This window comes from Paraburkholderia phosphatilytica (assembly GCF_003443895.1).
Classification (GTDB): domain Bacteria; phylum Pseudomonadota; class Gammaproteobacteria; order Burkholderiales; family Burkholderiaceae; genus Paraburkholderia; species Paraburkholderia phosphatilytica.
Genome location: NZ_QQOA01000023.1, coordinates 91835 through 116441, shown reverse-complemented (window position 1 = coordinate 116441; position 24607 = coordinate 91835). Strand labels below are relative to the sequence as shown.

Sequence of the window (24607 nt, the reverse complement as noted above, 5' to 3'; positions counted from 1 at the left end):
TCACCCTATGCGCGGCCGGGAGCGGTTACTCTCCCTTATGTTCACGCGGTCATTCAGGCGGCCGCTTTGCCTTCGTAGCCGACGCAATGGAATTCCTGTGAGCGACTCCTCAAGCCCAACCTCCACCCGCCCACGCAAGACCCCGCGTCAGGCGCGTGCAGAAGAAACCGTTGAATCCATCGTCGAGGCCGCCGCCCAGGTTCTGGAGGCGGAAGGGATCGAAGGATTCAATACGAACGCGATTGCCCGGCGTGCCGGCGTCAGCATCGGGTCGCTGTACCAGTATTTTCCCGGCAAGGATGCGCTGACGGTTGCGCTGATCCAGCGCGAAACACGGCGCTTCCACGACGACGCGGCAGCCGCGCTTGCCCAGCGAAGCGGCAAGGCGACGTTGGAGTATTTGATCGGCGCAGCGGTACGTCAGCAGTTGCAACGTCCCATGCTGGCGAGGCTGCTCGATGTCCAGGAGAGCAGCCCCGCATTGCGCGGCGAAGTGGGGAAAACAGGGTTCGACGCGCTGGTCGTAGCAGTCGTCAGGCGTGTGGCGCCCCGGCTCGAACACCCCGAGGTGGCCGCTGCCGATTTGCTTGCGATCATCCAGGGCCTGACGGATTCAGCCGGTGAGCGCGGTGAACAAAACCTGGAAAATCTGGAACACCGCGTGCGCGCGGCGGTTTTCGGTTATCTGTCGAGGGTTGCACGGCCTCGCAAACATTCGCCGTGAGCGGACGGAATGTGAGCAACCGGATCTGCCTTTTGCAGGTCGCGAGCCCTGGCTCGCACGCTGCACAGGGAGTCCACGCACAGGGTCGGCCGCTGGTAATGCGAGTTGTTGGATGTGAGCTTTTGCTTATATTCTAGTCTCGTCGGGCAACGGTGCCCGCAGCTATCCGAAGAGCGACCGACGATGAACGATCTGATCGAAAACATGAAGCTCAACCACCTGAGCTTTCCCTCGGCCGACACGGCCGCTACTGCGAAGTTCTTTGAGCACTACCTGGGCTTTACCGTTTCGGGGGTCTGGGAGCAGTCCTACATATTGAAGCGTCCCGGCTTCGATGTCGTGATCGACCACACCAGCAAGGACATTCCGGCGTGGCCCAGAGCGTTTCATGCCGGGTTCGAACTGCCGAGCCTCGAGGCCGTCCACCAGTTATACGAGCGCTTCAAGGCCGATGGCGTCGAAATGGAGACCGAGGTCTTCAACAACGGCCGAGGTTCGCGCTTCTTCTGCCGGGCACCCGGCGGTGTGATGTTCGAACTGAACACACGTGCGGACGCGGCGCCCGAGTATCGCGACACCTTCCAGAATTGAAGATGGCGAGGCAAAACAGATGTCCGGCAATATGCGGACCGCGACCGTAACGCATCAAGTTTGCGCCGCTTCCGCTGTTAACCGGGCGACTGATCGCAGTCAATCTGACTGGCGCGTTTAACGGGATGCGGGAGGAAGCGAAGCGCGTGCGCGATGGCGGACGCATCATCAATCAGTCAAGTCCACTTCGATTTCATTCATTCGTCCGTCCGTTCCTATCTACTGCCAGGTTCCCGATGCGGTCTCTCGCCACTTCCCAGGATTTCGCCATCCTGCTCGCCGACAGCTATCAACGGCTGGTCGACGAATCCCTGGTGCCTCCGCACGTCTGCGTAACCGACCTCGCACGCTGGCTCTATGCCGAGGCTCCGTTCGTCGTGCTCGCTCACAATACCGAAGACGATCCCCGCTTCGTCTATGCAAACCAGGCCGCGCAACGCTGCTTCGAATACGACTGGGACGAATTCGTCACGTTGCACTCAAGACAGTCTGCCGAACAGCCCGATCGTGAAGAGCGGGCACGTCTGCTCGAAGACGTGCGTCGCGACGGTTACTCGGCCAACTATCGCGGACAGCGCATCGCCAGATCCGGTCGTCGTTTCTGGATCGAGAAAGCGGTCGTCTGGAATCTCGTCGATCACCACGGCGAATTCCGCGGTCAGGCAGCGACGTTTAGCGAATGGACCGATGTGCCGGGTCATTGAGGCGACGATCTGAGGCAACGATCGGCATGTGACGATGCTGGAGATGAGTCAGCGTCTCCGTCTCCGCCGGCGAACCCGGCGGAGAGAGCGGAGGGACGCGAGATCAATCAGTCGAGCGCCGCAGCCGGGCCGAAGAATTCGAAGCGGCTTTGCGGTTCGGGCACGCCGAGACCCTTCAGGCTGCGGCGAACGGCCTTCATGAACGCGGTCGGTCCGAGGTAGTACGCGTCGACGTCGCGCGATTCGGGCAGCCACGCGGCCAGCTTCTGTTCGTCGAGCAGTCCGACGGCATCCGGCTCGCGGTCGCCGGCGCGGCGCTCCGCATAGCAGTAGAAGCGCTTCAGTTGCGGATGACGCGCGGCGAGCGCGTCGATCCAGTCGCGGAACGCGTGGGTGCCACCGTGGCGCGCCGCGTGGATGAAGAACACCGGGCGCTTCGTTTCGAGCGCCGCGTGCAGCATCGCGAGCGTCGGCGTAATGCCGACGCCGCCGCTGATCAGCACGACGGGCTTCGTGCCCGGCGCGAGCGTAAAGTCGCCGGACGGCGGGAACAGTTGCACGACATCCTGTTCGCGCACTTCGTCATGCAGGTAGTTCGACACCTTGCCGCCCGGCTCGCGCTTCACGCTGATCCGGTATTCGAGGCCGTTGTCCGCGGCGGACAGCGAGTAGTTGCGCCGCACTTCCTCTCCGTCGATCTCGAGCCGCAGCCCGATGTACTGGCCGGGCTGGAACCCGAGGAGCGAGCCGCCGTCCACGGGCCGGAAGTAGAACGACGTGATCTCGTCGCTCTCCTGCACCTTGCGCTCGACGCGAAATGCGCGCGCGCCGCGCCAGCCGCCCTGCGCCTGTTCCTTTTCGTCGTACATCTTCGCTTCGAGACCGATCAGCAGATCGGCGAGCTGCTGATACGCGGCCGCCCACGCGTCGATCACGGCATCGGTCGCGATGTCCGGGCCGAGCACCTCGCGGATCGCGCGCAGCAGGCATCCGCCGACGATCGGGTAATGCTCGGGCAGGATCTGCAGCGCGACGTGCTTGTTGATGATCTGACCGACGAGGCCGCCCAGCTTCTCGATCTGATCGATATGGCGCGCGTACATCAGCACGCCGTTGGCGAGCGCGCGCGGCTGCGCGCCGCTTGCCTGGTGCGCCTGGTTGAACAGCGGGCGCACTTCGGGGTGCTCGGCCAGCATCAGCTGGTAGAAGTGCGTGGTCAGCGCTTCGCCGCCGGTTTCCAGCAGCGGGACGGTAGCCTTGATGATGTCGCGTTGTTCACGGGAGAGCATGATGGGTTCCTCATGGCAGGTTGGACGGTTCGGCCGGAATGGTGCGTCGCGGCGAATTCGTCCTTTCATTATCATGAAGCGTGCCAGTGAAGAACTGTTTTAAAATCAATGAACTAGTTTTTGCTGCAGTGAACATGACCCGGGTTGAAATGACTCATAATGAAGTCGGAATGACTCCAGGCGCAATGCTCGACGCGCTGATTCCGCTGGTCGAGGATCTGTCGCGCGACCTGCCGGACGAAGAGCGTTATCGTCGCCTCCTCGACACGCTGCGCTCGCTGTTTCCGGGCGATGCGGCCGCGCTGCTGCGGCTCGACCACGACACGCTCGTGCCGGTCGCGATCGACGGCCTCACGCGCGACACGCTGGGCCGCCGTTTTCGCGTTGCCGATCATCCCCGTTTCGCGGAACTGCTGGAGCGGGGCACGCCTACCCGCTTTCCCGCTGACTCCGATCTACCCGATCCGTACGACGGCCTGGTGCAGGGCGTGAGCGGCCATCTCGAGGTGCATGACTGCCTCGGTTGTGTGCTTCATGTCGGCGGGCGGCCGTGGGGTCTGCTGACACTCGATGCGCTCGACCCCGCCTGTTTCGACCGCATCGACATGGCTGCGCTGCAGGCGTTTTTGAGCCTCGCCGCGGCAACCGTCAGCGCCGCCGTACGCATCGACATGCTGGCGCGGCACGGCGAAGAGGAGCGGCAACGCGCGGAGGCGTACCGGCAGGCGGCGGGGCCCGCGCGGCGCGAGATGATCGGCCACAGCAAGCCGCTCGCGCGGCTGATGGACGAGATACGCGTGGTCGCGAACAGCGACCTCACCGTGCTGATCACCGGCGAAACGGGCGTCGGCAAGGAACTGGTGGCGAGCGCGATCCATGCGCTGTCGCCGCGCGCGGACAAGCCCGTGATCAGCCTGAACTGCGCGGCGTTGCCCGATACGCTCGTCGAGAGCGAACTGTTCGGGCATGTGCGCGGCGCGTTTTCGGGCGCGTCGTCGGACCGGCGCGGCAAGTTCGAACTCGCCGACGGCGCGACGCTCTTTCTCGACGAGGTCGGCGAGCTGCCGCAAGGCGTGCAGGCGAAGCTGCTACGCGTGCTGCAGAACGGCCAGCTGCAGCGCATCGGTTCGGACAGCGAGCATCGTGTCGACGTGCGGCTGATCGCTGCAACGAATCGCGATCTCGCGGAGGAAGTGAAGGCGGGGCGTTTTCGCGCGGACCTGTATCACCGGCTGAGCGTCTATCCGCTGCGCGTGCCGCCGTTGCGCGAACGTGGCCGCGACGTGCTGCTGCTCGCGGGCTTTTTCCTCGAAGAGAACCGCGCGCGGCTGGGGCTGCTGGGTATCCGGCTGAGCGCGGACGCACAGGCCGCGCTGCTGGCTTACCCGTGGCCTGGCAACGTGCGCGAGCTCGAGCATCTGATCGGCCGCAGCGCGTTCAAGGCGCTGTCCGCGCGACGCGAGCGGCCGCGCATCCTGACGCTGAACGCCGCGGATCTCGGTCTGAACGAAGCGGGTGCGAGCGGCCCAGGCAGTGCGTTTGCTGCCAGCGCGCTGTCGGCCTTGTCGTCCGGCGAAGGAAGCCACGGCGATGAAGCGGCCGGCAGCATCGATTTCCGCGGCGCGGTGGCGGCGTTCGAGCGCAGCCTGATCGGCGACGCGCTCACGCGCAACGACAACAACTGGGCCGCGGTGGCGCGTGAACTCGGCATCGACCGCGCGAATCTGAACCGCATGGCGAAGCGTCTCGGTTTGAAGTGATTCAGTCCGCTGATTGGGGCGCTGAAGCTTTCCACACGCTTGTTCATTCGCGTTCGGAAAGCTTCATTCCGCATTCACTCCGGCATCTTGCGGAATGAAATCGAAAAGCGGTTCCATGCGTTGATCGCCGAGATCAGCAGCGTCAGGTCGACCAGTTCTTCGTCGCTGAAATGCGGGCGGACCGTTTCCCACACCGCGTCCGGCACGTGGGTCTCCGATATGAGCGTCACGGCTTCGGTCCATTCGAGCGCGGCGCGTTCGCGGTCGGTGAAGAACGGCGTTTCGCGCCACGCGACGACCGTGGCGAGACGCCGCTCGGTTTCGCCGCCCTTGCGCGCGTCGGTGGTATGCATGTCGACGCAGAACGCACAGCCGTTGATCTGCGACGCGCGCAGACGCACCAGTTCTGCGAGCGGCTTTTCGATGCCGGATTTGTTCACCCGCTCTTCGAGCGTGAGCATGGCTTTCATTGCCGGCTGGTTGACGCGGTAGAAGTCGAGACGGGGTTGCATGATGGCTCCTTGATCGGGGTGGGATGATCGCCCGGTGTTGCGCTCGTTGTTGCGTTGGGTGGTGCGATCGATGACTGCATCGTAGGACCTAAAGTGGATGCATAAAATAGCCAGTTCCGATCTATCTCAGGTAGCCACTTTGATCCATGACAAGCCGTCAATGCACCGATGACGGAGCATGCATCGTCGCGCATGCCGATTGCGGATAAGCTGGTCCACCTGTCGTAACACGAAGACGAAGGAGCATCGGCATGGCGCGCGTATTCATTACCGGATCGGCTGACGGCCTCGGGCTGATGGCGGCGCGGCTTCTCATCGGGGCCGGTCACGAAGTCGTGCTGCACGCACGCAGCGAAGCGCGCGCGGCAGAAGCGCTCGACGCTGCGCCAGGCGCCGCGGCGGCGCTTGCCGGTGATCTCGCGAGCATCCGGCAAACCCGGGCGCTCGCGGACAAGGTCAATGCCCTCGGTCGGTTCGACGCGGTCATCCATAACGCGGCAGTGGGGTACCGCGAGAGCCGCCGCATCGAAACCGAAGACGGTCTTGCGCACGTGTTCGCGATCAACACGCTGGCGCCCTATGTACTGACCGCGCTGGTCGCGCGGCCGAAGCGGCTCGTGTACCTGAGCTCGGGACTGCATCAGTCGGGCGATGCGAGCCTGCAGGACCTGAACTGGGAGCGACGGCGCTGGAACGGCACGGCCGCGTATTCCGACACCAAACTGCACGACGCGATGCTGGCGTTCGCAATCGCGCGTCGCTGGCCCGACGTGCTGTCGAACGCGCTCGAACCGGGCTGGGTCGCAACGAAGATGGGCGGTGCCGGTGCGCCCGACGATCTCGGCGCGGGGCCCACCACGCAGGTGTGGCTCGCGGTCAGCGACGATCGCGCAGCGACCGTGACGGACGAGTACTTCTACCACCTGAAGCCGCGCGCGGCGAGTGCCGCGGCGCGCGATCCCGCGCTGCAGGATCGCCTGTTTGCGGAGTGCGCGCGCCTGTCCGGCGTCGCGATGCCGGAATGAACGGCAGGATCCTGAACCGCACGTTGAACTGCATCTTGAACCCATCTGCGCATCCGCATCGCAGGCTGGAAAATGGAATTAAAATTCCATCGTCATTGATTGTGCAATGAAAGTTGCAAGCGGCTGAACGCTGCACTATGCTTGGGACACGGCACGCGACGTCAACATGATTACGCAGGATCGCGCACGTCGTGCATGCCGCCACGCCAAAGGCGAATACAGGCAAAGGAGACAGCCGTGCAGATCGTCACACCGGAAACCGGTACCCCGGAAGTCGTCGTCGATGCGTTGATGCGCGGGCCAGGCGCGATCGTCATTCGCGGCCTGTTCAGCGCGGAACAGGTGGCCGACGCGCGCCGCGTCGTGATGGAGCATTCGGAACATCGCGCGCAGACCGTCACGCATTTTCAGGGCGAAGCGGCGAAGGACGCACGGCTGCATCTGCAACGGCGCGTGTGGAACCTGCTCGCGAAGGGCGACGTGTTCAGCGCAATGTCGGAACAACCGGTGATCGTCGCGGCCATGCGGCGTTTTCTGGGCGAAGACTTCATCATGGGCTCGATCGCCGCGAACCGCATCCTGCCGGATGGTCCGGGGCAGGAGCCGCATATCGACTATCCGTACTGGGACTTCCATGCGCCGAACAGCTTCCCGATCGGCATCAATTCGAGCTTCCCGCTGAACGCGCAGGTGACCATTCCGCTCGATCCGTTTACGACGCAGACCGGTGCGACGGCATTCGTGCCGCACACCCAGCACAAGCTGCGCTATCCCGACGAATCCGACCGTTTCTTCGAGCGTTGCGAGCGGATGGAAGCGGAGCCTGGCGACGCGATCCTCTTCTTCGGCGCCACGTGGCATTGCGCGATGCCCAACCATAGCAATCAGGACCGCAGCGCGGTGCTGATCCAGTATCTGCCGAAGTTCGTGAAGCCGATGGAAGATCTGCGCGCGATGGTCGGCGAAGCGTTCGTCAAACGCGCGAGCCCGACGATGCGGCAACTGCTCGGCATGACCTATCCCTATCCGCAGAATCTCGACGCGGTGGCCAACGCGACCAACGCCGAAGGGCGCGTCAACGCTGCACGTTATTGAGCGACGAGATTGAGAAGATCGAACCCGGCAGGAGCCAGACGATGAGTCAGATGACAGGCAAGATCGCGGTCGTGACCGGCGGCACGCAAGGGCTCGGCGCCGCGATTGCGACGCTGTTCGCGCAACGCGGCGCCGCGGGTATCGTGATCTGCGGACGTTCGCGCGACAAGGGCGAGGCGAGGGCGCGGGCCATTGCCGACGAAACGGGTGCCGCCGTGCATTTCGTCACGGCGGACCTCGCAAATGTCGACGACTGCCGCGCGGTGATTGCAACAGCGGACCGTCATTTCGGCCGCATCGATGCGCTCGTCAATGCCGCTGGCCTGACTGACCGCGGCACGCTGCTCGACACCGATCCCGAGCTTTTCGACCGGATGTTCGCGACCAATGTGCGTGCGCCGTTCTTTCTGATGCAGGATGCGGTGAAGGTGATGCTGCGCGAGCGCACGGAAGGGACGATCGTGAACATCGGTTCGATGTCGGCGAAGGCGGGGCAGCCGTTCATTGCCGCGTACTGCGCGTCGAAGGGTGCACTGGCGACGTTGACGGGGAACACCGCGTTCGCGCTGCTGCACAATCGCATCCGCGTGAACGGACTGAACATCGGCTGGATGGCGTCGGATGGAGAAGACCGGATCCAGAAGAGCTTTCACGGCGCGTCGCACGACTGGCTCGACGCCGCTGCGAAGGCTCAGCCGTTCGGCCGGTTGATCGACCCGAACGAGGTTGCGCGGGCAGTCGCGTTTCTGAGCAGCAGCGAGTCCGGCCTGATGACCGGTTCGATCGTCAACTACGATCAGTCGGTGTGGGGCGCGTACGAAGATTCGCCTCATCCAGCCGAGGCGATGCGTTTGTCCTGAAGCGTTTGCCCCGAATGCCGCGCGCCCGACTCACGCGCGGCACCTCAAAGCGAACCGTCAAACCTGCCCGCGATTGCGCGGCGAAACCGCCACCGTGGCCGGCGATTCCGCGAGCGGCACGAAGCGTCGCGTCGCGCCGTCGAGCGCGTCGATGCCGCCGGTTTCGATGTCGTACACCCAGCCATGCAGATTCATCCGGCCCTGCTCGAGTGCGAGCGCGACCGACGGATGCGTGCGCAGGTTCGCAAGCTGCGCGATCACGTTCTCGCGCACCAGTGCATCAAGTTTCGCGCGCGGCGTGTCGAACTGATGCGCGGCGTTGATCGCTTTCGCGGCGTCCGAGTGACGCAGCCAGTTCGCGACGGCCGGCAGATGATCGAGACACGTACAGCGCGAAATCGCGCCCATCGCGCCGCAATCGGAGTGGCCGCAGATCACAATGTCGTGCACGTCGAGCACCGCGACCGCGTATTCGACCGTGGCCGACACGCCGCCCGGCTCCGGTCCGTACGACGGCACGATGTTGCCCGCATTGCGGATCACGAACAGCTCGCCCGGTTCGCGCTGCGTGAGCAGTTCGGGCACGACGCGGCTGTCGGAGCAGGTGACGAACAGCGCCTTCGGATTTTGCGTCGTCGCGAGCTGCTTGAACAGCTCGACGCGTTGCGGGTAGACCTCGCGCTGAAAGCGCAGAAAGCCGTCGATGATGTCGCGCATGGGCGTCTCTCCAGTTCGAATTCTTCAATGCCGGCACGACCGTTCGAAACGATGCCGTGCCTGCGCGGCCGACATTATCGCTGACATTAACCGCGCGCCAGGTTTTCAATGCGTGTTCAGTGCGCGTTCAGTGCACTGAATCAACGTCTCCCGATCAACGCGATCGATTCAATCCGCTCGATCAGCCAGCCATCGGTCGCGTATGCGGCGGTAAGCTCGTCGATCTCGCCCAGCAGCGTATCGAGCCGCGCGCCGAGCCGATCGCGCGAAAGGCTCGACATCGACAGCGGCCGCGCGCGCAGTTGCCCGGCGGACACGCGGCGTTCATCGACGATCGCGATCCGTTCCAGACGCCGGAACGGCGAGCGCAGCAGCACCGAGTCGTGATGCTCCCAGTCCGGCCCCCGGTGTTGCGCGCGTGCGGGGTCGTCGGCGGCATAGCGTTCCATCAGCGCGCGATACGCGCTCATCCATGGCGCTGCGGCATCGTCCCGCGCCTGCGTGCTGAACAGCGCGATCGCGCCGCCCACGTCGAGCATCCCGTCGAGCCGCGCGAGCGTGTCGAGCCGGTCCATCCAGTGAAACGCACGGCCGATCGCGACGAACTGGAAACGCCCCAGTTCCGGCGACAGGTCGTACGAGCTGCCTTGCCGGTACTCGACGTTGGGCGCAACGCCTGCGCCGAGTTCGGTCGCGACCTGCAGCATCGCCGGTTCCGGGTCGATCGCGAGCGCGCTGTCGACCCACGTCGAAAACGCGAGCGACAACTGTCCGGGGCCGCAGCCGATATCGAGCATGCGCTGCGAGCCGTCGAGTCCGCATAACTGCGCGACGCGCCGGATCAACGCGGGTGCGTACGCCGGGCGGCCGGTCAGATAGTGAGCGGCGGCGTGGCGGAAACGGTCGGGAGCGAAGGGAATGGGTGTCGTCATCGAGAGGGCCTTCAGCGCGGGGACTTTCACGAAGACAGCGAACGAGCCGGCTGGTTCACGTAGTGTGCCGCGATCGCGTTATCACGACCGCGTCATCACGATACAACCGCGCGCGGCCCGCGCAGGCTTCTCGCCGTCAGCAGCGCGAGTGCGCCGGTGATCAGTGCAGTGAACAGATAGAGTCCAGCGGGTCCGGCCAGCGCCATCGTGGCGGACGCGAGCGTCGGCCCGGCGCTCGCGCCGAGCGCGAAGATCAGCAGCAGCCCCGCGCTTACGGCGACGCGTTCGCCGTGCGGCGCGGTGTCGTTCGCATGCGAGACGATCGCGCCGTACAGCGTGAACACGATCGCGACGTACAGATAATTGAACGCGCTGGCGAGCACGCCTTGCCGCAGGATGAACACGATCGCGCTGCATAGCGCGGACGCGGTGGTGACCGCGAAGATGATCGAGCGGCGATCGAACCGGTCCGCGAGCCGCGCGACCGGCCACTGCAGCAGCAGCGCCGCGATCAGCGCGCAGCCCATGAAGCTGGAGACTTCGGCGACGCTCGCGCCGCTGCGTCGCATGAACACCGGCTGCATCGTGTAGAACGCGCTGTTCAGTGCGCCCGCCGCAAGACATCCGACGAGCGCGAGCGGCGTATGGCGCAGCACGGTACGCAGACCCGCGAGCCCGAGCGTGAAGCGCGACGTGCCGACCGTCTGCGTGGCCGCGGCGCCGGATTGCTGGCTCGCGAGCGCGACCGGAATCAGCGAAGCGGAAAACAGCGCGCTCACGATACTGAACAGCGCGAAACCGGCTGGATCGGCGAGGTTCAGCAGAAATTGCCCGGTGCCCACACAGAGATAATTGACGATCAGATACGCGGAGAAAACGCGCGCACGTTGCGCGTTGCTCGCCACTTCGTTGAGCCAGCTTTCCACCACCGTATAGATGCCGACGAGACAAAAGCCGGTGACGAAGCGTAACGCGGTCCACACCGCGGCGTTGCCGCCTCCGGCATAGCCCAGCGCGCAGCACGCGCAGGCGGCGGCGAACGTGACGAACGCGCGATGATGTCCGACCCGGCCGATCAGCGCGCCGCCCGACACCGCGCCGAGCATGAAACCGAGGTAGTACGCGGACTGCACGACGCCGACTGTCAGCGCGGTTGCGTGATCGGCTATCAGCCGGAGCGAGATCAGCGTGCCGAGCAGGCCATTGCCGGTGACGAGAATCGCGTAGCCGATCAGCAGGCTGGAGACCGATGCGACCCACGAGCGCGATGCGGTGGGCGCGGCAACGGCGTCGGCGGCGGGATCGAGCAGCGGCGCGTCGGCGGCGAGCGGCGTGGCGCGCAGCGCGAGGTCCGCCGCCGTCAAGGGATCGGGCGGAAGCGCGCTGGGCTGCTGCAACGTGGGATCGTCTGCCGCTTTCATCGCGGTGGGAGGTCCGGGGACAGGGCTCGTGTCCGATTGTAGAAGCGGCGCGCGCAAATCGTCACGCCTCCATGCGACATCGGCTGGCGCGCATGCGACGTGAACAGGAAAATGAAAGCGGGGGAACCTGAAGGTCGGGAGCGCGCGCGGCGCGCATTCCCGGTCACCGCGGATCGAACCTCATACGCATGCGGTTCACCTACCCATGCAGTTCAATGCACGATTCAGTGCGCAACCGCGGGCCGCATCGTCGCGCTGCGAGGATTGGTCACGGCCGCGACCGTCAGCGACGCTGCGCGCGCAACCTGATCCTGCGGCGAATCCGCGAGCGACACCACGAACGGGTTCGGATTCTTCGACGCGGGATCGTAGCCCACGAGCGCGCGCAGCAGGCTGCGCGCGAGCTTCGGTCCAAGGCGGGACTGGAATTCGGTTTCCGTGGCAACCTGGATGTCGCCGAGCAGATCGTCGTCGACGACGACGACGAGATCGCGCGGATACACCGTCGGCGGCGTGAGTCTGCCCACCCGCTGCCACACGCAGAACTCGCGCGGCGACAGATGCGTCACGTCGGTTCCGGGTAGCGCCGCGGCGAGCAGGGCTCGCATCCGCTTTTCAAAGTTGTCCATGGCCGGCAGTCCTTTTGATGATGGATAAACGATAGTCAACGGTAGACAAAACTCGATGACAAAAATGTGGCCGCGTCAGTCGCGGCCACGGTGGCATTCGAATGCCGATCCAACCAGCAATGCAATGCAGGTCGCATTGGATGCACGCATCATCCGTTTCTCATGCATTCGCATGCGCAGCGGAACAGGCAGGATCGTGCAGGTGCTCACAGCTTCACACTCCCTGCGTCGGGTGCATCGGGCGAACCGGGCTCGCCGTCGTCAACGTCCAGCTCCATGTCCGGATTCAGGTGCGGCTCGCGGCCGAAGAACTGGTGCGCGGAACTGGCCCACGTCTGATCCGCCATCGAAGGCCAGTGATCCTTGTCGAAGCCCGGCGCGTTCTTCACGCGCTCGGCGCTCATGTCGAGACGAAAGCACTTGCGGTCCAGATCGAGCGTGAGCGCGTCCCACGGAATCGCGAGCAGCTTGTCGCCCACGCCGAGAAATCCGCCCGTCGACATCACCACGTAAGCGACGCGGCCCGCCCGCACGTCGAGCATGATGTCCTTCACCTTGCCGATGTCGTCGCCGTCGTTGCTCAGGACCTTGTCGCCATCCAGCGTCGCGGCGGTCATCAGTTCGGGGCCGGGGCCCAGCGATCCGCCGCTCTTGCCGACGATGCGCGCGCCGCCCGAAGGCGGTGTCAAAGGTCTCGTGATGCTCATGCAGTGCCTCCTGCCGATGCAGCTTTCGTATGAAGTCACGCAAGGTCTGTGCCATTTTGGTGCAGCGGCGCCGCAGCCCGGACTGGCGGCGCGCCGCGGCATCAGACGGGGCACGGGGATGACGGCGATTTGAAATATCTGCGAACGAAGGTTGCAGTTATTGCAGCTTGTAACCGCGGCCGCGATGCGGCACGAAAAATGGGCTCCACGAGCACAGACGGGTACACGCCCGCGCCACCCCGCCGTTCACCGCGCCGCAGCAGCGCTCGCATCGTCCTGCCAGCCGCCGCCCAGCGCCTTGTAGAGCGCGACCAGATCCGTCGTCACCTGCGCGTTGCTCTGTGCGGCCTGCTCGCGATCCTGCGCGAGCTGCCGTTCCGCATCAAGCACATTGATGTAGGTGACGAGGCCCTTGCGATAGCTGTCGCGCGCGAGATCGAACGCCTGCTGCTGTTCGCGCACGCTGTCGTCGAGCGACACGTGGCGCGCCTGGTCGGTGCGGTAGACGGCAAGCGCGTTATCGACGTCGCGCAGCGCGCCGAGCACCGCCTTCCGATACGCGAGCGCCGCATTCGCCTGCTGCACCTTCGAGAGCTTCAGGTTCGCCACGAGCGCGCCGCCCTGAAAGATCGGCAGCGAAATCTGCGGGCCGAATGCATAGAACAGATGCGACCAGTGCGACAGGTCGCTCGCGTTCAACGCGCGCGTGCCCACGCTGCCCGTCAGCGAGATGTCCGGATAGAACTGCGCGACTGCAACGCCGACGCTCGCGGTGGCCGCATGCAGATTCGCTTCCGCTTCGCGGATATCGGGGCGGCGGCGCGCGAGCGTGGAGGGCAGACCGATCGGCACCGTCGGCGGCACTGGCGGCACGGCGGCGGGCGTCGACAGTTCGGTATCGAGCGCGCCGGGCGCTTCACCGACGAGATACGCGAGACCGTTCATCGATTGTTCGATCTGCTGATCGTATTGCGGGAGCCCGGCCTGCGTCGTGGCGAGCTGCGCGGCCGCGCTGCGCACGTCGAGCTGGCTCGCGAGTCCGACCTTCGCCTGGCTCTGCGTGAGCTCGACGATCTCGCGCTGCTGGTCGACGAGGCTGGTCGCGACCGCGCGGATGGTCTGCGCGCCGCGCAGTTGCGCGTAGGTCTGCGCGACCTCCGCTTCGAGCGACAGCAGCGCGTCGTTGCGGTTTTCGATCGCCGCCTGGGTCTGCGCCTGCGAGGCTTCGACCGAACGCCGCACGCGGCCGAACAGGTCGAGTTCCCACGATGCGTCGAAGCCCGCCTGCCAGAGATTGACCGGCGCCGTCAGCTGGTCGAGCAGCTTGTTCGCGCCGTTCTGTACGGCTGTGCCCGCATTCGGGGAGATCGAGTCGAGCGGCGAACCCGGCGCGCCGAGTTGATCGACGCGGTTATAGACGCCTTGCGATTCGAGAATGCCTTTCAGGCCGAGCTGTTCGCGCTGATAGCTCGCGGTCGCGCGCAGATTCGGCAGGCCCTGCGCGGCTGCCTGCTGCGTCTGCAGGCGCGCCTGCGCGATGCGCAACACCGCCTGCTGCAGATCGGGGTTGCCGGCCACCGCGCGCTCGATCAGCGAATCGAGCGTCGGGTCGTTGAAGCTGCGCCACCAGCGCGGGTCGGGGTCCGAATCGACGGTCGGCACCGATGCGCTCGACGTGGCCGACGCGGCCGATGCGGTTGCCGCGTTCGCCGCTGCGTGCTGCGTGTCGTGCCACTGCGCCGGCACGTCGGCTTGCGGCGGCTGGTAGTTCGGTCCAACGGTGCAGGCCGTGATGAACACGGCAGTGAACGGCGCAATGAACACACCAATGAACGCAATGAACATCGCATGAAATCGCGAACGCAACGACGGCAAACGATTGAACATGTCAGTGTCCTCCACCGCCGCCGGCGGCCTTCACCGGCGAGAAGAAGAACGTAAAAGGCACGCAGCACAGGCAGAAGATCGCGAGATACGCGAACACGTCGATGTACGCGAGGATCGTCGCCTGCGAGACGAAGGTCTGGTAGATGCGGCCGGTTGCGGTCTGCAGCGCGGCCGCGAACGGCTGGCCCGTCATGTCCATGATGGTCTTTGCGGTGCGGTTGAGCGTGTCGGTGTAGTTCTGCGAGAGCAGCGTCATGTGCCCGGACAGATGCGCCATCCGCACCTGCGCGCGCTCGCGCACCATCGCGGTCGAGATCGAGATGCCGATCGAGCCGGCCACGTTGCGGAACATCGTGAAGAGCGCCGATGCATCGTTGTTCAGCTGGCGCGGCACGGTCAGGTACGCGAGCGTCGTGATCGGCACGAACAGGAAGCCGATCGCGATCGACTGCGAACTGCGCATCTTCACGAGCGTGTCGTAATCCACATCCGGCACGAGCGTATGCGCGTAGGCCAGCGCGAGCGCCAGCAGCACGAAGCCGGTCGTGACGAAGTAGCGCGTCTGGATGTGCGGCATCGCCTTGCTGATGATCGGGATCTCCATCACGATCAGCACGGCGCCCGGCGACAGCACGAGGCCCGCGAGCATCGCGGTATAGCCGAGCTGCTGCTGCGCGAGCTGCGGCACGAGCACCGCGCTGCCGTACAGGATCATCGCGAACGCGCCCATCATCACGCAGCCCAGCGCAAAATTGCGGTCTTTCAGCACACCGAGATGAACGACTGGCCGCTTCGCGTAGATCAGCCACACGGTGGCGCCGAGAATGCCGAGTGCGGCCAGCACGCCGAACGTCACGATGAACGGCGACTTGAACCAGTCGTCGTCCTCGCCGCGATCGAGCATCACCTGCAGGCAACCGAGTCCGATCGCGATCAGCGCGATGCCGATGTAGTCGATCGACACCTTGCCGCGCTGGCGCCGTTCCCACGGCGGATCTTCGACGAGCTGCATCACGGCGAGCGTCGTCAGGATGCCGACCGGCACGTTCAGCAGGAACACCCAGCGCCATGAGAAGTTGTCCGTGATCCAGCCGCCGAGCGTCGGGCCGAGCACCGGCGCGACGACGATCGCGATCGCGGAGATCGAGAACGCGCGGCCGCGCTGTTCGGGCGGGAAGGTGTCGAGAATGATCGACTGCTGGTTCGGCTGCAGGCCGCCGCCGAAGAATCCCTGCAGCACGCGGAACACGATCAGCTGGCCGAGGCTCGTCGCGATGCCGCACAGAAACGAGCAGACCGTGAACGCGGCAATACATACGAGGAAATAGCGCTTGCGTCCCATGATGCGCCCGAAGAACGCGGAGATCGGCAGCACGATGCCGTTCGACACGAGGTAGGAGGTCAGCGTCCACGTGGCTTCGTCGTAGCTCGCCGACATCGTGCCCGCGATGTGCGGCAGCGCGACGTTGACGATGGTCGTATCGAGCACTTCCATGAACGCGGCGAGCGTGACGACGATCGCGATGAGCCACGGGTTCGCCGATGGGCGCCAGTTGCCGTGGGGTTCGCTCATTGCGTCGATCCCGCGTGCAGAAGACGATTAGCGAGAGAAGCGGGAAGCGCGAACGGTGGCATCTGGAAGCGGGGCAATGGCATCGAAGGGTCTCGGTCCTGAGCGGGCGAATGTGCGGGAGCGGCGCACAAGGAAAAACCATCGCAGCCCGCGCTGCGCAATATTTCGGGGTCAGCAAACGGCGAGCCCGGAGCGCGCGTAGAAGGGCCCGCGCTCACCGCCATCCGCGCGTCACCGCGACGGTGCAGGCTTCGGGTCGGATGCATGAAAATGCACTTGTGTCCGCCGCGCCGCTGCACCATGATCGTGACTGGCATCCGCGTGCAGATGTGCAGCGTCACAACACTGTCAACGGGCACGAAGAGCAGGAGTGGTTGCCATGCATATCGCGAATGACGACAAGAAACTGGTACACAAGCTGCTTTCATCTAATGTTGGGCCGGGCTCGCGTTCGTCGAACATGAAGTGGCCGGCGTCCCAATCCGCGTCGAGGTGCGCACATGAATCACTATGAAATACAGGTCGGGGAAAAAGATGCCGCATTGCTGCGCGCGATCGCGCAAGGCAGCGAGGGTGCGCTCCCCGGTCAGTTGCCGAGCCGCTGCGCCACGCTGGGCACGGATTCGCTGGCCGTGATCGGCGCCTGGCGCGAGCTGCTCGACGGCGCCGCGCGTCCGTACCGCGTGTTCAATCGCGCGCTGAACTATCAGCTCGACGTGTCGAATCCGGACTGGTAATACCTGATCCATACCCGGCCCGATTTTGCGCGGCGCGATCCTGCTGCATCGCGCGCGTGAAGGCAGACGGAAGGGGATAGTAAAAAACGCGCAGCCCGGTTGAAACTCTTGCCGGGCTGCGCGTTTTTTTGTGCCCGGAAGATTTATCGATGAAGCGCTAGTGGCGCAGATAAACCGTCGGTTCGACGGAGAGGCCGAGCCCGAGCGGATGATCTTTCGGCATGCCGTCGTCGATCACGATTTTCACGGGCACGCGCTGCACGATCTTCACGAAGTTGCCGGTCGCGTTTTCCGCGGGGAACGCGGAAAAGCGCGAGCCGCTGCCGAGCTGCACACTGTCCACGTGCCCGTGCAGTTCCAGGTTCGGATACGCGTCGACCTTGATCTTCACCTTGTCGCCGGGACGCATGCGGTCCAACTGCGATTCCTTGTAGTTCGCGGTCACCCAGACGTCCGGCGTGACGATCGAGAAGAGCGTGACGCCGGCCTGCAGAAAACTGCCGTACTGCACGTTGCGGCGCGTGACCCAGCCGTCCGACGGCGAACGCACTTCGCACCACGACAGATTCAGCTGCGCCTGCTCGAGCTGCGCCTCGGCCTGCCGCACCTGCTGCCGGCGTTCCTCGACGGTCGCTTCCACCTGGCGGATCTGCTGCGGCACGAGCGCGGCGGTCTTCAGCTGTGCGCGCGCCGTGTCGACGTTCGCAACCGCAGTGGCCTGCTGCGCGTTCGCGGTGTCGATGTTCTGCTGTGACGTCGCGCGGACGTCCACTGCGTGCTGTCGTGCGTAAGCAGCCTGCGCCTGTTTGAAGTTCGCTTCGGCGGATTCGATCTGCGCTTTCGCCTGCGCGTACTGCGCCGGATACTGGACCTTCGCAATGTCGAGTTGCACCTGCGCGGAATTCAGCTGCGCCTGCGCGAGGCCGAGCTGTGCCTGCGCCTGATCGACCTGCGCCTGATAGTCGCGCTTGTCGATCACCAGCAGCAGGTCGCCCTTGTGCACATAGGTGTTGTCGTTGATCGCGAGCGTCGTCACGTAGCCGGAGACTTTCGGCGCGATCGTGATCGCGTTGCCGTCGGTGTACGCGTCGTCGGTGCCTTCCTCGTTGCGCGTCGCGAACCACCAGACGAATGCACCGATCCCGAGCAGCACGACGACGAGGCCGATGATGATCAGCGGCTTCCTGCCCGGGCGTTTGCGTTTGCTGCTGTCGTTGCCAGCGTCATCGCCGTTCGGGCTGTCTTTGCCGCTGTCTTGATCAGCGGCGTCGTCATCGCCGTGCGGTTGCCCGTCCTGCGGGTCGTCTTCGTTGCGAGGTTCAGCCATGGCGCGCCCGCCTGCGCGCGGCGGCCGCGCGCGTCGAATTGGCGGCCCGCATCAGCGCGACCCGTGCGACGAACGGTGCTCCGTATGGTCATCCTTGTGCGTGTCGCGATCGTCGCGATCGTCGCGATGATCGCGCTCGTCGCGCGAAGTACCGCCGTCGCTTTCGATGCGGGTCTTGCCGCCGGTCGATGGCGCATCGCTCGCGGGGAAGGTGTTTTCGACCGCTTCGTCGATCTGTTTTTCGCTGCGGTTCGAATGCGGATGTTTTTCACGGTTGCCGGACATGTTGGCTCCTTGAAGGCGAACTCAATGCAGAACGCGCTGCGGCGGTTGCGGCGGCGGAGGCGAGTCGCCGGCCGGCGGATGCGGCAGGTCGGGCCAGTCGGGATCGTCCTCGGGCAGCGGCGGGTCGGGATCGATGTCGGGCGCGGGAGCGTCGGGATCGACTTCGGGCGGTGTCGGCATATGAAGCAGCGGCGGGAAGGAGGTCGTCCAGCCGGAGACCTCGAGCGTGATCGGATGCATCGGTATTCCTCGGTCAGCGCATCCCGCGCGCCGGCATCATGCCGCCACCCGCGGAACGCGATACGGCCCGCGCGCGATCGGGATCGTCGGGACGTTCATGAGCCTTCGCCGACCGCAGCGCAACGGGCGGACAGCGGCGGTAGCAGGTTTCGATCGGGTGTTGCAGCGCGCACTGTTCGAACGCGTCGGCGTCGCTCTTTTCGGCGAATGTGTACACCGTCAGCTCGACCTGAACTTCCCTGTCCGACACGCGGATCGTCGTATACGGCATTGCGATCTCCCTGGGATGATGGTTTTTGCAGTGCATATCCCGGAGTGCGCGCAACCTTCATACCTGACGCGCGGCTTGCGTTATCCGAACACGGGCCGTGAGCCTGGCGGTCGTGGGGATCGATAGTTGCTGCGGTGTGTCATGCAACGTAGTGAAAACACCGCCATGCCAGTGCCGACGCGAAGCACCGACCCGCTCGCGCGGCGCGCGCACGCCGGTCCAGCCGTGCCGTGCAGTTTCGCTGCCGCGCTCGCGCGCGTGTGCTTTACTGAAAGTCGTCCCGACGGGTTCATACGGGTTCATGAGATGAGCGCCCGCAACCTTTCGCTCCATCAGAATGTGATGGAACTGAAGGAGCGGCGAACCTGTGCGCCGGATCCGTCCACTGTGCGCGTGCGTCCACGCCAACCGTCGAACAGGAGTCCATTCATGCAGAACGATCCCGCCCTCGACCAGCTATGCATCAACACCATCCGCACGTTGTCGATGGATGCCGTGCAGAAGGCCAACTCCGGCCACCCCGGTACGCCGATGGCGCTCGCGCCGGTCGCGTATCACCTGTGGCAGAACCATCTTCGCTACGATCCCGACGAGCCGCTGTGGCCGAACCGCGACCGCTTCGTGCTGTCGGTCGGACATGCGTCGATGCTGCTTTACTCGATGCTGCATCTCGCCAGCGTGAAGGCCGTCGACGAACATGGCAAACCGACCGGCGGCCCCGCGGTGTCGATCGACGACATCAAGCAGTTCCGTCAGCTCGACAGCAACACGCCGGGCCACCCGGAATACCGGATGACGACCGGCGTCGAAACCACGACCGGTCCGCTCGGCCAGGGGCTCGGCAACAGCGTCGGCATGGCGATGGCCGCGCGCTGGTACGAGTCGCGTTTCAACCAGCCCGACGCGCAGGTGTTTGACTATCGCGTGTACGCGCTCTGCGGCGACGGCGACATGATGGAAGGCGTGTCGCATGAAGCCGCATCGCTCGCCGGGCATCTGCAGCTGTCGAACCTGATCTGGATCTACGACAGCAACCGCGTGACGATCGAGGGCCACACGGACCTGGCGTACAGCGACGATCCCGAAGCGCGCTTTCACGGCTACGGCTGGCACACGCTGCACGTCGACGACGTGAACGATCCCGCCGCGCTCGAAGCCGCGTTCAACGAAGCGAAGCAGAGCGACCGGCCCACGCTGATCGTCGTGAAGAGCATCATCGGCTGGGGCGCGCCGAACAAGCAGGACACCGCGGCCGCGCACGGCGAGCCGCTCGGCGAAGAAGAAGTGAAGCTCGCGAAGCGCGCATACGGCTGGCCGGAGGACAAATTCTTTTATGTGCCCGACGGCGTGCGCGAGCGCTTCGCGGCGGGTATCGGCGCACGCGGCAAGGCGGCGCGCGAAACCTGGCAGAAAAAATTCGACGACTTCCGTTCGCGCTATCCGGATGCCGCGCGCGAGCTCGCGCAGATGGACGCGCATACCCTCCCTGAAAGCTGGGACAAGAATCTGCCCGTGTTCGATGCGGACGCGAAAGGGCTGGCCACGCGCGAATCGTCGGGCAAGGTGCTGAACGTGCTCGCGCAGCGCATTCCATGGCTGCTCGGCGGCGCGGCGGACCTCGCGCCATCCACCAAGACCGCGCTCAAGTTCGACGGCGCGGGCAGCTTCGAACACGACAGCTATGGCGGCCGCAACATGCACTTCGGCATTCGCGAGCACGGTATGGGCGCGGTCGCGAACGGGCTCGCACTGTCGAACCTGCGGCCGTTCGCGTCGACCTTCCTGATCTTCAGCGATTACATGAAGCCGCCGATCCGGCTCTCGGCCATCATGGAGGTGCCGGTGGTCTTTGTGTTCACGCACGACTCGATCGGTCTCGGCGAAGACGGACCGACGCACCAGCCGATCGAGCAGCTTGCGTCGCTGCGCGGCGTGCCGGGGTTGACCGTGCTGCGTCCCGGCGATGCGAACGAAGTGACCGAAGCATGGCGCGTCGCGCTGTCGCATCCGCATCGGCCAGCGTGCATCGTCCTGTCGCGCCAGCCGCTGCCCACGCTCGACCGCAAGCGCTATGCGTCGGCGGAAGGCGTGCATCGCGGCGCGTATGTCGTGGCCGACGCGGACGGCGGCAAGCCGCAGGTGATCCTGATGGCGACCGGCAGCGAGCTCGGCGCGTGCATCGAGACGTACGAGAAGCTGAAGGGCGAGGGCGTGCGCGCGCGGGTCGTGTCGATGCCGTCGTGGGACCTGTTCGAGCGGCAGGACGAGCGCTATCGCAACGACGTGCTGCCGCCCGACGTCGAGGCGCGCGTCGCGGTCGAGCAGGCCGCGGAGATCGGCTGGGACCGTTACGCGGGACCGCTCGGCGCAAAGATCGTGATGCGCACGTTCGGCGCGTCCGCGCCGTTCAAGGAGCTGAAGGAGAAGTTCGGCTTCACGCCGGACAAGATCTACGACGCCGCGAAGGCGCAGCTCGCGCGGGTCGCGAAGAACGGCTGAGCGGGTTCAGAGATCGATCTGCGGCACGCTGAAGGTGCCCTTGAGCGAGCGCAGCTCGGCGCGGTGCAGTTTGGCGAGCCGCGCCAGCACGCGATCGCCGGCCTTCAGCAGATGCACTTCCACCTGCCGGCGATCGGTCTCGCTCACCTTGCGCTTGACCAGGTCGAGCGCTTCGCAGCGCGATACGAGCGCCACCACGCCGTGATGTTGCGCCTGCAGCCGTTCGGCGAGTTCGCCGATGGTTGCCCACTCGCGACCCGGATAGCCCTTCACGTGCAACAGCAACAGGTATTGCAGCGGCGTGATGCCTTCGCCTTGTGCGGCCTGCTCGGAAAAGCGCTCGAAGCGGCGCATCTGGTAGCGGAATTCCGACAGTTGCTCGAAGTCTGTCTTCGCGAGTTCGCGGCTGGGTGATTTCATCGACGGTCGGCCGTGCGGGCAAAAGGCAAAACTTATCAGAAGTTGAGCCGTCGGGGCCGGGTTTTGTGTGTTTGCCGCGCGAAAGGGCAACGCAGATGCGGGCGGGAGGATGTTTGCTCGCGGCCAGCCGAAGTGGCCGCCGCTGGATGATGGTCAGCGTGAAGATCAGATGAGCGAGCCGCCGGGCGTCGCTCAGGCGGCCGGGTTCCCGCGCGATGCCGCGCAGCGTGCGGCTGGACGAGGCGCGCTGCCCCGCACGCGACGGCCGTCGCGCCGTGCCGGACGCGAGCCGCGGCGGTCGCGCAGACGGGCGGGACGAAGCGCCGCGGTATCGCGTTTGCCGGCACCGGACGCGCCGTCGGCGCTGTCGGCGGCGGGCGGCAACAGGATCTGCTCGGCGCGTTGCGGCGCGAACAGATCGCTGAGACGTGCGAATACAGCGGGGCGACGCTTGGTCACGATCGGCATCCTGGGTCTTGCGTCGCAGCGTCGTCGCTCCGACCAATAAAAAACGGCATCCCGCCGCGCGATGCGCGCGGCCAGGGACGCCGTTGTCCGGTGGTGCTGTGTCAACTCCAGAGCGGCTTGGGGCCGATCCTTTCTGCCGACATCGCAAGCCCCCAGCGCCGTTGCCGGGGCGTCAGGATGAAGCACGGAATATACCAGGCGAGGAATTATCGTGCTGGAACCGGTTTTTTTGCAACCCGAACGCACCTCATTGGTGGTCATGTGCTGCATTTGTGTGCATTAAATGCTGCATGAAAGTGCGTGACGCTTTAATGTGGTGCGTCGAGCGCCTGCCGGTTTGCTCGCCCCAAAAAGCCGCATCGCTAGATTTCGTGACCGGTCTGCCGGTCGCGTTCGTCCTTCACGACTTCCGACGCATCGCGACGATCCGCCTGCTGGCGGCGTTCCGCTTCCGCGAAGTCCTGCGTGACCACGTCGACGCGCATCTCTGCCGCGCGCACGTCCGGCTGCGTTTCGATCAGCGTCTGCACCTGATGCACCATCCTGCGCAGCGGCAACGTGCCGGTGACGATTACGCGGCCCTGGTCCTCGCTCAGCACGAGTTGGGTCACGTCCAGATCGAGCCGGCTCGCGAGAGTCGCCATGATCGTGGCGAGATCGGGTGGTGGATTCGATGCCGCGTCGAGCGACGTTTCCGGTGGGATTGAGCTCATGGTGATTAGTGATCGAATGAACGATCGGGATGACTAATGAGTTCAGTGTGTCATTGGCCACGTATGGTCACTCATTGTCCATTCTCACCGCTCGAACCCGGCATGGTCTGCATCATGTTCGGCATGTTGTTGTTTCCGCTGCTGCCAGTACTGCCAGCGGTGCCGCCCGTCGCGTCCGGTGCGGTGCCCGCGCCGGTTCGAGTGCCCGCGCCTGTGCCCGTCACGCCCGGCGAACCGTAGCCGCTATCGGAGCCGGTCGTACCGCCTGGGGTTGTGCTCATGCTGGCGCCGGGTGTTGCGTTCATGTTCGTGCCCGGCGTGGTCACGCCCGCCGCGCCGCCAGTCGTACTGCCGCCCGCACCCACACCGGTGCTGCCCGCGCTTCCTGCGCTTCCCGCGCCGCTACCACCACCGCTACCGCCCATGCCCGCGGCAAATGCGCCGCCCGAGAGCGCCATCACGATTGCGGAAGCGAGCAGATTTCTGGTTACCGTATTCATGGTGCTGTCCTCCTTCAATGCAGTTGAATTCGTCAGCGATGACTGCGGATCGCCTCATACACGGTCGCGCAAGCGGTGTGCCTCGCTGCATGCGCCGCGCGGTGCATGCAGTAGATGGCGATGCGGGAACACGTGTTGCGCGCCAGTTCCGACGGCAACCCGATGACGCGAAAACACGTGTCGCGTACATCGATCTGCTGCACAATCGCGGGCGAACGAACCAGGGAAACGACACAGGAAGGACAACGCAATGAAGCAGGCAATCGGGCATCTCGACGTCGACACGCGCGGCCAGGGCCTTTACGACATCACGCGGCAGATCAACGCATGGCTCGCGGAGCAGCGCATCCAGACAGGCGTGCTGACCGTGTTCTGCCGTCATACGTCTGCGTCGTTACTGATACAGGAGAATGCGGATCCTTCGGTACGCCGCGATCTCGAAGCGTACTTCGCGACGATCGCGCCCGAAGACCCCACGCGCTACGAGCATGACGACGAAGGCGACGACGATATGCCCGCGCATCTGCGTACCGCGCTCACGCAGGTGCACCTCGTCGTGCCTGTCGAACACGGCAGGCCGACGCTCGGCACGTGGCAAGGCATCTACGTATTCGAGCACCGGCGCCGTGCGCATCGGCGCGACATCGTGTTGCACGTGATCGGCGACTGATACCGCAACACAGGATCTCGTCAAAGGAATCGCTCAAAGGAACATCGCTTG

27 protein-coding genes are annotated in these 24607 nt (G+C 65.0%); 10 read left to right on the top strand and 17 right to left on the bottom strand.

Annotation, left to right across the window (positions count from 1 at the left end):
* Positions 1-97: 97 nt before the first annotated feature.
* The 3 genes from DVS29_RS23145 (at position 98) to DVS29_RS23135 (ending at position 2019) form a co-directional block, all read left to right on the top strand.
* Positions 98-724 (top strand): TetR/AcrR family transcriptional regulator, encoded by a 627-nt coding sequence (locus DVS29_RS23145; protein WP_240655753.1) that lies wholly within the window; start codon positions 98-100, stop codon positions 722-724.
* 183 nt (positions 725-907) lie between these two features.
* A complete protein-coding gene (locus tag DVS29_RS23140) occupies positions 908-1315 on the top strand; it encodes a VOC family protein (protein ID WP_205962506.1) in 408 nt (135 codons plus the stop codon).
* Between the two features lie 125 nt (positions 1316-1440).
* Entirely contained in the window at positions 1441-2019 is a 579-nt protein-coding gene (locus DVS29_RS23135) for an MEKHLA domain-containing protein (RefSeq protein WP_338069344.1), read from the top strand.
* A 107-nt stretch (positions 2020-2126) separates the two neighbouring features.
* Here the strand turns inward: DVS29_RS23135 and hmpA are convergent, their stop codons facing one another.
* Entirely contained in the window at positions 2127-3308 is a 1182-nt protein-coding gene (hmpA, locus tag DVS29_RS23130; RefSeq protein ID WP_118182839.1) for an NO-inducible flavohemoprotein, read from the bottom strand.
* A 170-nt stretch (positions 3309-3478) separates the two neighbouring features.
* Here hmpA and norR point away from each other — a divergent pair, with 170 nt between their 5' ends.
* Positions 3479-5068 carry a nitric oxide reductase transcriptional regulator NorR gene (norR, locus tag DVS29_RS23125; RefSeq protein ID WP_240655752.1) on the top strand — a complete coding sequence of 530 codons (1590 nt, stop codon included), beginning with the start codon at positions 3479-3481 and terminating at the stop codon, positions 5066-5068.
* 74 nt (positions 5069-5142) lie between these two features.
* Here the strand turns inward: norR and DVS29_RS23120 are convergent, their stop codons facing one another.
* Positions 5143-5580, bottom strand: a complete 438-nt coding sequence (locus DVS29_RS23120; protein WP_118182837.1) for a carboxymuconolactone decarboxylase family protein — start codon at positions 5578-5580, stop codon at positions 5143-5145.
* Between the two features lie 251 nt (positions 5581-5831).
* On the opposite strand from DVS29_RS23120, the gene DVS29_RS23115 reads away from it, so the two are divergent.
* The 3 genes from DVS29_RS23115 (at position 5832) to DVS29_RS23105 (ending at position 8560) form a co-directional block, all read left to right on the top strand.
* The gene (locus DVS29_RS23115; RefSeq protein ID WP_118182836.1) at positions 5832-6605 is read left to right on the top strand and encodes an SDR family NAD(P)-dependent oxidoreductase; all 774 of its coding nucleotides are present in this window, start codon (positions 5832-5834) and stop codon (positions 6603-6605) included.
* 237 nt (positions 6606-6842) lie between these two features.
* The gene (locus DVS29_RS23110) at positions 6843-7700 is read left to right on the top strand and encodes a phytanoyl-CoA dioxygenase family protein (protein WP_240655751.1); all 858 of its coding nucleotides are present in this window, start codon (positions 6843-6845) and stop codon (positions 7698-7700) included.
* Positions 7701-7741: 41 nt separating this feature from the next.
* Positions 7742-8560, top strand: coding sequence for an SDR family oxidoreductase (locus DVS29_RS23105; protein ID WP_118182856.1), 819 nt, complete (start codon positions 7742-7744; stop codon positions 8558-8560).
* Positions 8561-8617: 57 nt separating this feature from the next.
* Here the strand turns inward: DVS29_RS23105 and DVS29_RS23100 are convergent, their stop codons facing one another.
* The 7 genes from DVS29_RS23100 to DVS29_RS23065 form a co-directional block, all read right to left on the bottom strand.
* Positions 8618-9277 (bottom strand): carbonic anhydrase, encoded by a 660-nt coding sequence (locus tag DVS29_RS23100; protein WP_118182834.1) that lies wholly within the window; start codon positions 9275-9277, stop codon positions 8618-8620.
* A 140-nt stretch (positions 9278-9417) separates the two neighbouring features.
* A complete protein-coding gene (locus DVS29_RS23095; protein WP_118182833.1) occupies positions 9418-10209 on the bottom strand; it encodes a class I SAM-dependent methyltransferase in 792 nt (263 codons plus the stop codon).
* 95 nt (positions 10210-10304) lie between these two features.
* Entirely contained in the window at positions 10305-11630 is a 1326-nt protein-coding gene (locus DVS29_RS23090) for an MFS transporter (protein WP_118182832.1), read from the bottom strand.
* 224 nt (positions 11631-11854) lie between these two features.
* Positions 11855-12259 (bottom strand): hypothetical protein, encoded by a 405-nt coding sequence (locus tag DVS29_RS23085; RefSeq protein WP_118182831.1) that lies wholly within the window; start codon positions 12257-12259, stop codon positions 11855-11857.
* Positions 12260-12465: 206 nt separating this feature from the next.
* On the bottom strand, positions 12466-12966 hold the full coding sequence (locus DVS29_RS23080; protein ID WP_240655750.1) for a PRC-barrel domain-containing protein: 501 nt from the start codon (positions 12964-12966) through the stop codon (positions 12466-12468).
* A 246-nt stretch (positions 12967-13212) separates the two neighbouring features.
* Positions 13213-14811, bottom strand: coding sequence for an efflux transporter outer membrane subunit (locus DVS29_RS23070; RefSeq protein WP_118182854.1), 1599 nt, complete (start codon positions 14809-14811; stop codon positions 13213-13215).
* Positions 14812-14854: 43 nt separating this feature from the next.
* Positions 14855-16426, bottom strand: a complete 1572-nt coding sequence (locus DVS29_RS23065) for a DHA2 family efflux MFS transporter permease subunit (RefSeq protein WP_118182829.1) — start codon at positions 16424-16426, stop codon at positions 14855-14857.
* A gap of 500 nt (positions 16427-16926) precedes the next feature.
* On the opposite strand from DVS29_RS23065, the gene DVS29_RS23060 reads away from it, so the two are divergent.
* Positions 16927-17163, top strand: coding sequence for a hypothetical protein (locus tag DVS29_RS23060; protein ID WP_118182828.1), 237 nt, complete (start codon positions 16927-16929; stop codon positions 17161-17163).
* 157 nt (positions 17164-17320) lie between these two features.
* Here the strand turns inward: DVS29_RS23060 and DVS29_RS23055 are convergent, their stop codons facing one another.
* From DVS29_RS23055 to DVS29_RS23040, 4 genes are read right to left on the bottom strand one after another with little or no spacing between them, the layout of a single operon-like run.
* Positions 17321-18490, bottom strand: coding sequence for an HlyD family secretion protein (locus DVS29_RS23055; protein ID WP_118182827.1), 1170 nt, complete (start codon positions 18488-18490; stop codon positions 17321-17323).
* A 51-nt stretch (positions 18491-18541) separates the two neighbouring features.
* Positions 18542-18775 carry a hypothetical protein gene (locus DVS29_RS23050; protein ID WP_118182826.1) on the bottom strand — a complete coding sequence of 78 codons (234 nt, stop codon included), beginning with the start codon at positions 18773-18775 and terminating at the stop codon, positions 18542-18544.
* Between the two features lie 21 nt (positions 18776-18796).
* On the bottom strand, positions 18797-19015 hold the full coding sequence (locus DVS29_RS23045) for a hypothetical protein (RefSeq protein ID WP_118182825.1): 219 nt from the start codon (positions 19013-19015) through the stop codon (positions 18797-18799).
* Positions 19016-19028: 13 nt separating this feature from the next.
* Positions 19029-19286 (bottom strand): hypothetical protein, encoded by a 258-nt coding sequence (locus DVS29_RS23040; RefSeq protein ID WP_118182824.1) that lies wholly within the window; start codon positions 19284-19286, stop codon positions 19029-19031.
* 429 nt (positions 19287-19715) lie between these two features.
* Between DVS29_RS23040 and tkt the strand changes: the two genes are divergently transcribed.
* Positions 19716-21785, top strand: a complete 2070-nt coding sequence (tkt, locus tag DVS29_RS23035) for a transketolase (protein ID WP_118182823.1) — start codon at positions 19716-19718, stop codon at positions 21783-21785.
* Positions 21786-21791: 6 nt separating this feature from the next.
* Here the strand turns inward: tkt and DVS29_RS23030 are convergent, their stop codons facing one another.
* From DVS29_RS23030 to DVS29_RS23015, 4 genes are all read right to left on the bottom strand, one after another.
* Complete coding sequence (locus DVS29_RS23030) at positions 21792-22205, bottom strand: MarR family winged helix-turn-helix transcriptional regulator (RefSeq protein WP_118182822.1); 414 nt, start codon at positions 22203-22205, stop codon at positions 21792-21794.
* Positions 22206-22397: 192 nt separating this feature from the next.
* Positions 22398-22664, bottom strand: coding sequence for a hypothetical protein (locus tag DVS29_RS23025; protein ID WP_124800689.1), 267 nt, complete (start codon positions 22662-22664; stop codon positions 22398-22400).
* Between the two features lie 371 nt (positions 22665-23035).
* Positions 23036-23386, bottom strand: a complete 351-nt coding sequence (locus DVS29_RS23020) for a hypothetical protein (RefSeq protein ID WP_124800688.1) — start codon at positions 23384-23386, stop codon at positions 23036-23038.
* A 71-nt stretch (positions 23387-23457) separates the two neighbouring features.
* A complete protein-coding gene (locus DVS29_RS23015; protein WP_118182819.1) occupies positions 23458-23886 on the bottom strand; it encodes a hypothetical protein in 429 nt (142 codons plus the stop codon).
* Positions 23887-24136: 250 nt separating this feature from the next.
* Here DVS29_RS23015 and DVS29_RS23010 point away from each other — a divergent pair, with 250 nt between their 5' ends.
* Complete coding sequence (locus DVS29_RS23010) at positions 24137-24556, top strand: secondary thiamine-phosphate synthase enzyme YjbQ (protein WP_118182818.1); 420 nt, start codon at positions 24137-24139, stop codon at positions 24554-24556.
* Positions 24557-24607 lie beyond the last annotated feature (51 nt).

What these genes read in the sequence shown, in the direction of transcription:
- DVS29_RS23140 (WP_205962506.1), top strand. Translation starts at nt 908, where the DNA reads ATGAACGATCTGATCGAAAACATGAAGCTCAACCACCTGAGCTTTCCC.
- DVS29_RS23135 (WP_338069344.1), top strand. Translation starts at nt 1,441, where the DNA reads ATGCGGGAGGAAGCGAAGCGCGTGCGCGATGGCGGACGCATCATCAAT.
- hmpA (WP_118182839.1), bottom strand. Translation starts at nt 3,308, where the DNA reads ATGCTCTCCCGTGAACAACGCGACATCATCAAGGCTACCGTCCCGCTG.
- norR (WP_240655752.1), top strand. Translation starts at nt 3,479, where the DNA reads ATGACTCCAGGCGCAATGCTCGACGCGCTGATTCCGCTGGTCGAGGAT.
- DVS29_RS23120 (WP_118182837.1), bottom strand. Translation starts at nt 5,580, where the DNA reads ATGCAACCCCGTCTCGACTTCTACCGCGTCAACCAGCCGGCAATGAAA.
- DVS29_RS23115 (WP_118182836.1), top strand. Translation starts at nt 5,832, where the DNA reads ATGGCGCGCGTATTCATTACCGGATCGGCTGACGGCCTCGGGCTGATG.
- DVS29_RS23105 (WP_118182856.1), top strand. Translation starts at nt 7,742, where the DNA reads ATGAGTCAGATGACAGGCAAGATCGCGGTCGTGACCGGCGGCACGCAA.
- DVS29_RS23100 (WP_118182834.1), bottom strand. Translation starts at nt 9,277, where the DNA reads ATGCGCGACATCATCGACGGCTTTCTGCGCTTTCAGCGCGAGGTCTAC.
- DVS29_RS23095 (WP_118182833.1), bottom strand. Translation starts at nt 10,209, where the DNA reads ATGACGACACCCATTCCCTTCGCTCCCGACCGTTTCCGCCACGCCGCC.
- DVS29_RS23090 (WP_118182832.1), bottom strand. Translation starts at nt 11,630, where the DNA reads ATGAAAGCGGCAGACGATCCCACGTTGCAGCAGCCCAGCGCGCTTCCG.
- DVS29_RS23085 (WP_118182831.1), bottom strand. Translation starts at nt 12,259, where the DNA reads ATGGACAACTTTGAAAAGCGGATGCGAGCCCTGCTCGCCGCGGCGCTA.
- DVS29_RS23080 (WP_240655750.1), bottom strand. Translation starts at nt 12,966, where the DNA reads ATGAGCATCACGAGACCTTTGACACCGCCTTCGGGCGGCGCGCGCATC.
- DVS29_RS23070 (WP_118182854.1), bottom strand. Translation starts at nt 14,811, where the DNA reads ATGTTCATTGCGTTCATTGGTGTGTTCATTGCGCCGTTCACTGCCGTG.
- DVS29_RS23065 (WP_118182829.1), bottom strand. Translation starts at nt 16,426, where the DNA reads ATGAGCGAACCCCACGGCAACTGGCGCCCATCGGCGAACCCGTGGCTC.
- DVS29_RS23060 (WP_118182828.1), top strand. Translation starts at nt 16,927, where the DNA reads ATGAATCACTATGAAATACAGGTCGGGGAAAAAGATGCCGCATTGCTG.
- DVS29_RS23055 (WP_118182827.1), bottom strand. Translation starts at nt 18,490, where the DNA reads ATGGCTGAACCTCGCAACGAAGACGACCCGCAGGACGGGCAACCGCAC.
- DVS29_RS23050 (WP_118182826.1), bottom strand. Translation starts at nt 18,775, where the DNA reads ATGTCCGGCAACCGTGAAAAACATCCGCATTCGAACCGCAGCGAAAAA.
- DVS29_RS23045 (WP_118182825.1), bottom strand. Translation starts at nt 19,015, where the DNA reads ATGCATCCGATCACGCTCGAGGTCTCCGGCTGGACGACCTCCTTCCCG.
- DVS29_RS23040 (WP_118182824.1), bottom strand. Translation starts at nt 19,286, where the DNA reads ATGCCGTATACGACGATCCGCGTGTCGGACAGGGAAGTTCAGGTCGAG.
- tkt (WP_118182823.1), top strand. Translation starts at nt 19,716, where the DNA reads ATGCAGAACGATCCCGCCCTCGACCAGCTATGCATCAACACCATCCGC.
- DVS29_RS23030 (WP_118182822.1), bottom strand. Translation starts at nt 22,205, where the DNA reads ATGAAATCACCCAGCCGCGAACTCGCGAAGACAGACTTCGAGCAACTG.
- DVS29_RS23020 (WP_124800688.1), bottom strand. Translation starts at nt 23,386, where the DNA reads ATGAGCTCAATCCCACCGGAAACGTCGCTCGACGCGGCATCGAATCCA.
- DVS29_RS23015 (WP_118182819.1), bottom strand. Translation starts at nt 23,886, where the DNA reads ATGAATACGGTAACCAGAAATCTGCTCGCTTCCGCAATCGTGATGGCG.
- DVS29_RS23010 (WP_118182818.1), top strand. Translation starts at nt 24,137, where the DNA reads ATGAAGCAGGCAATCGGGCATCTCGACGTCGACACGCGCGGCCAGGGC.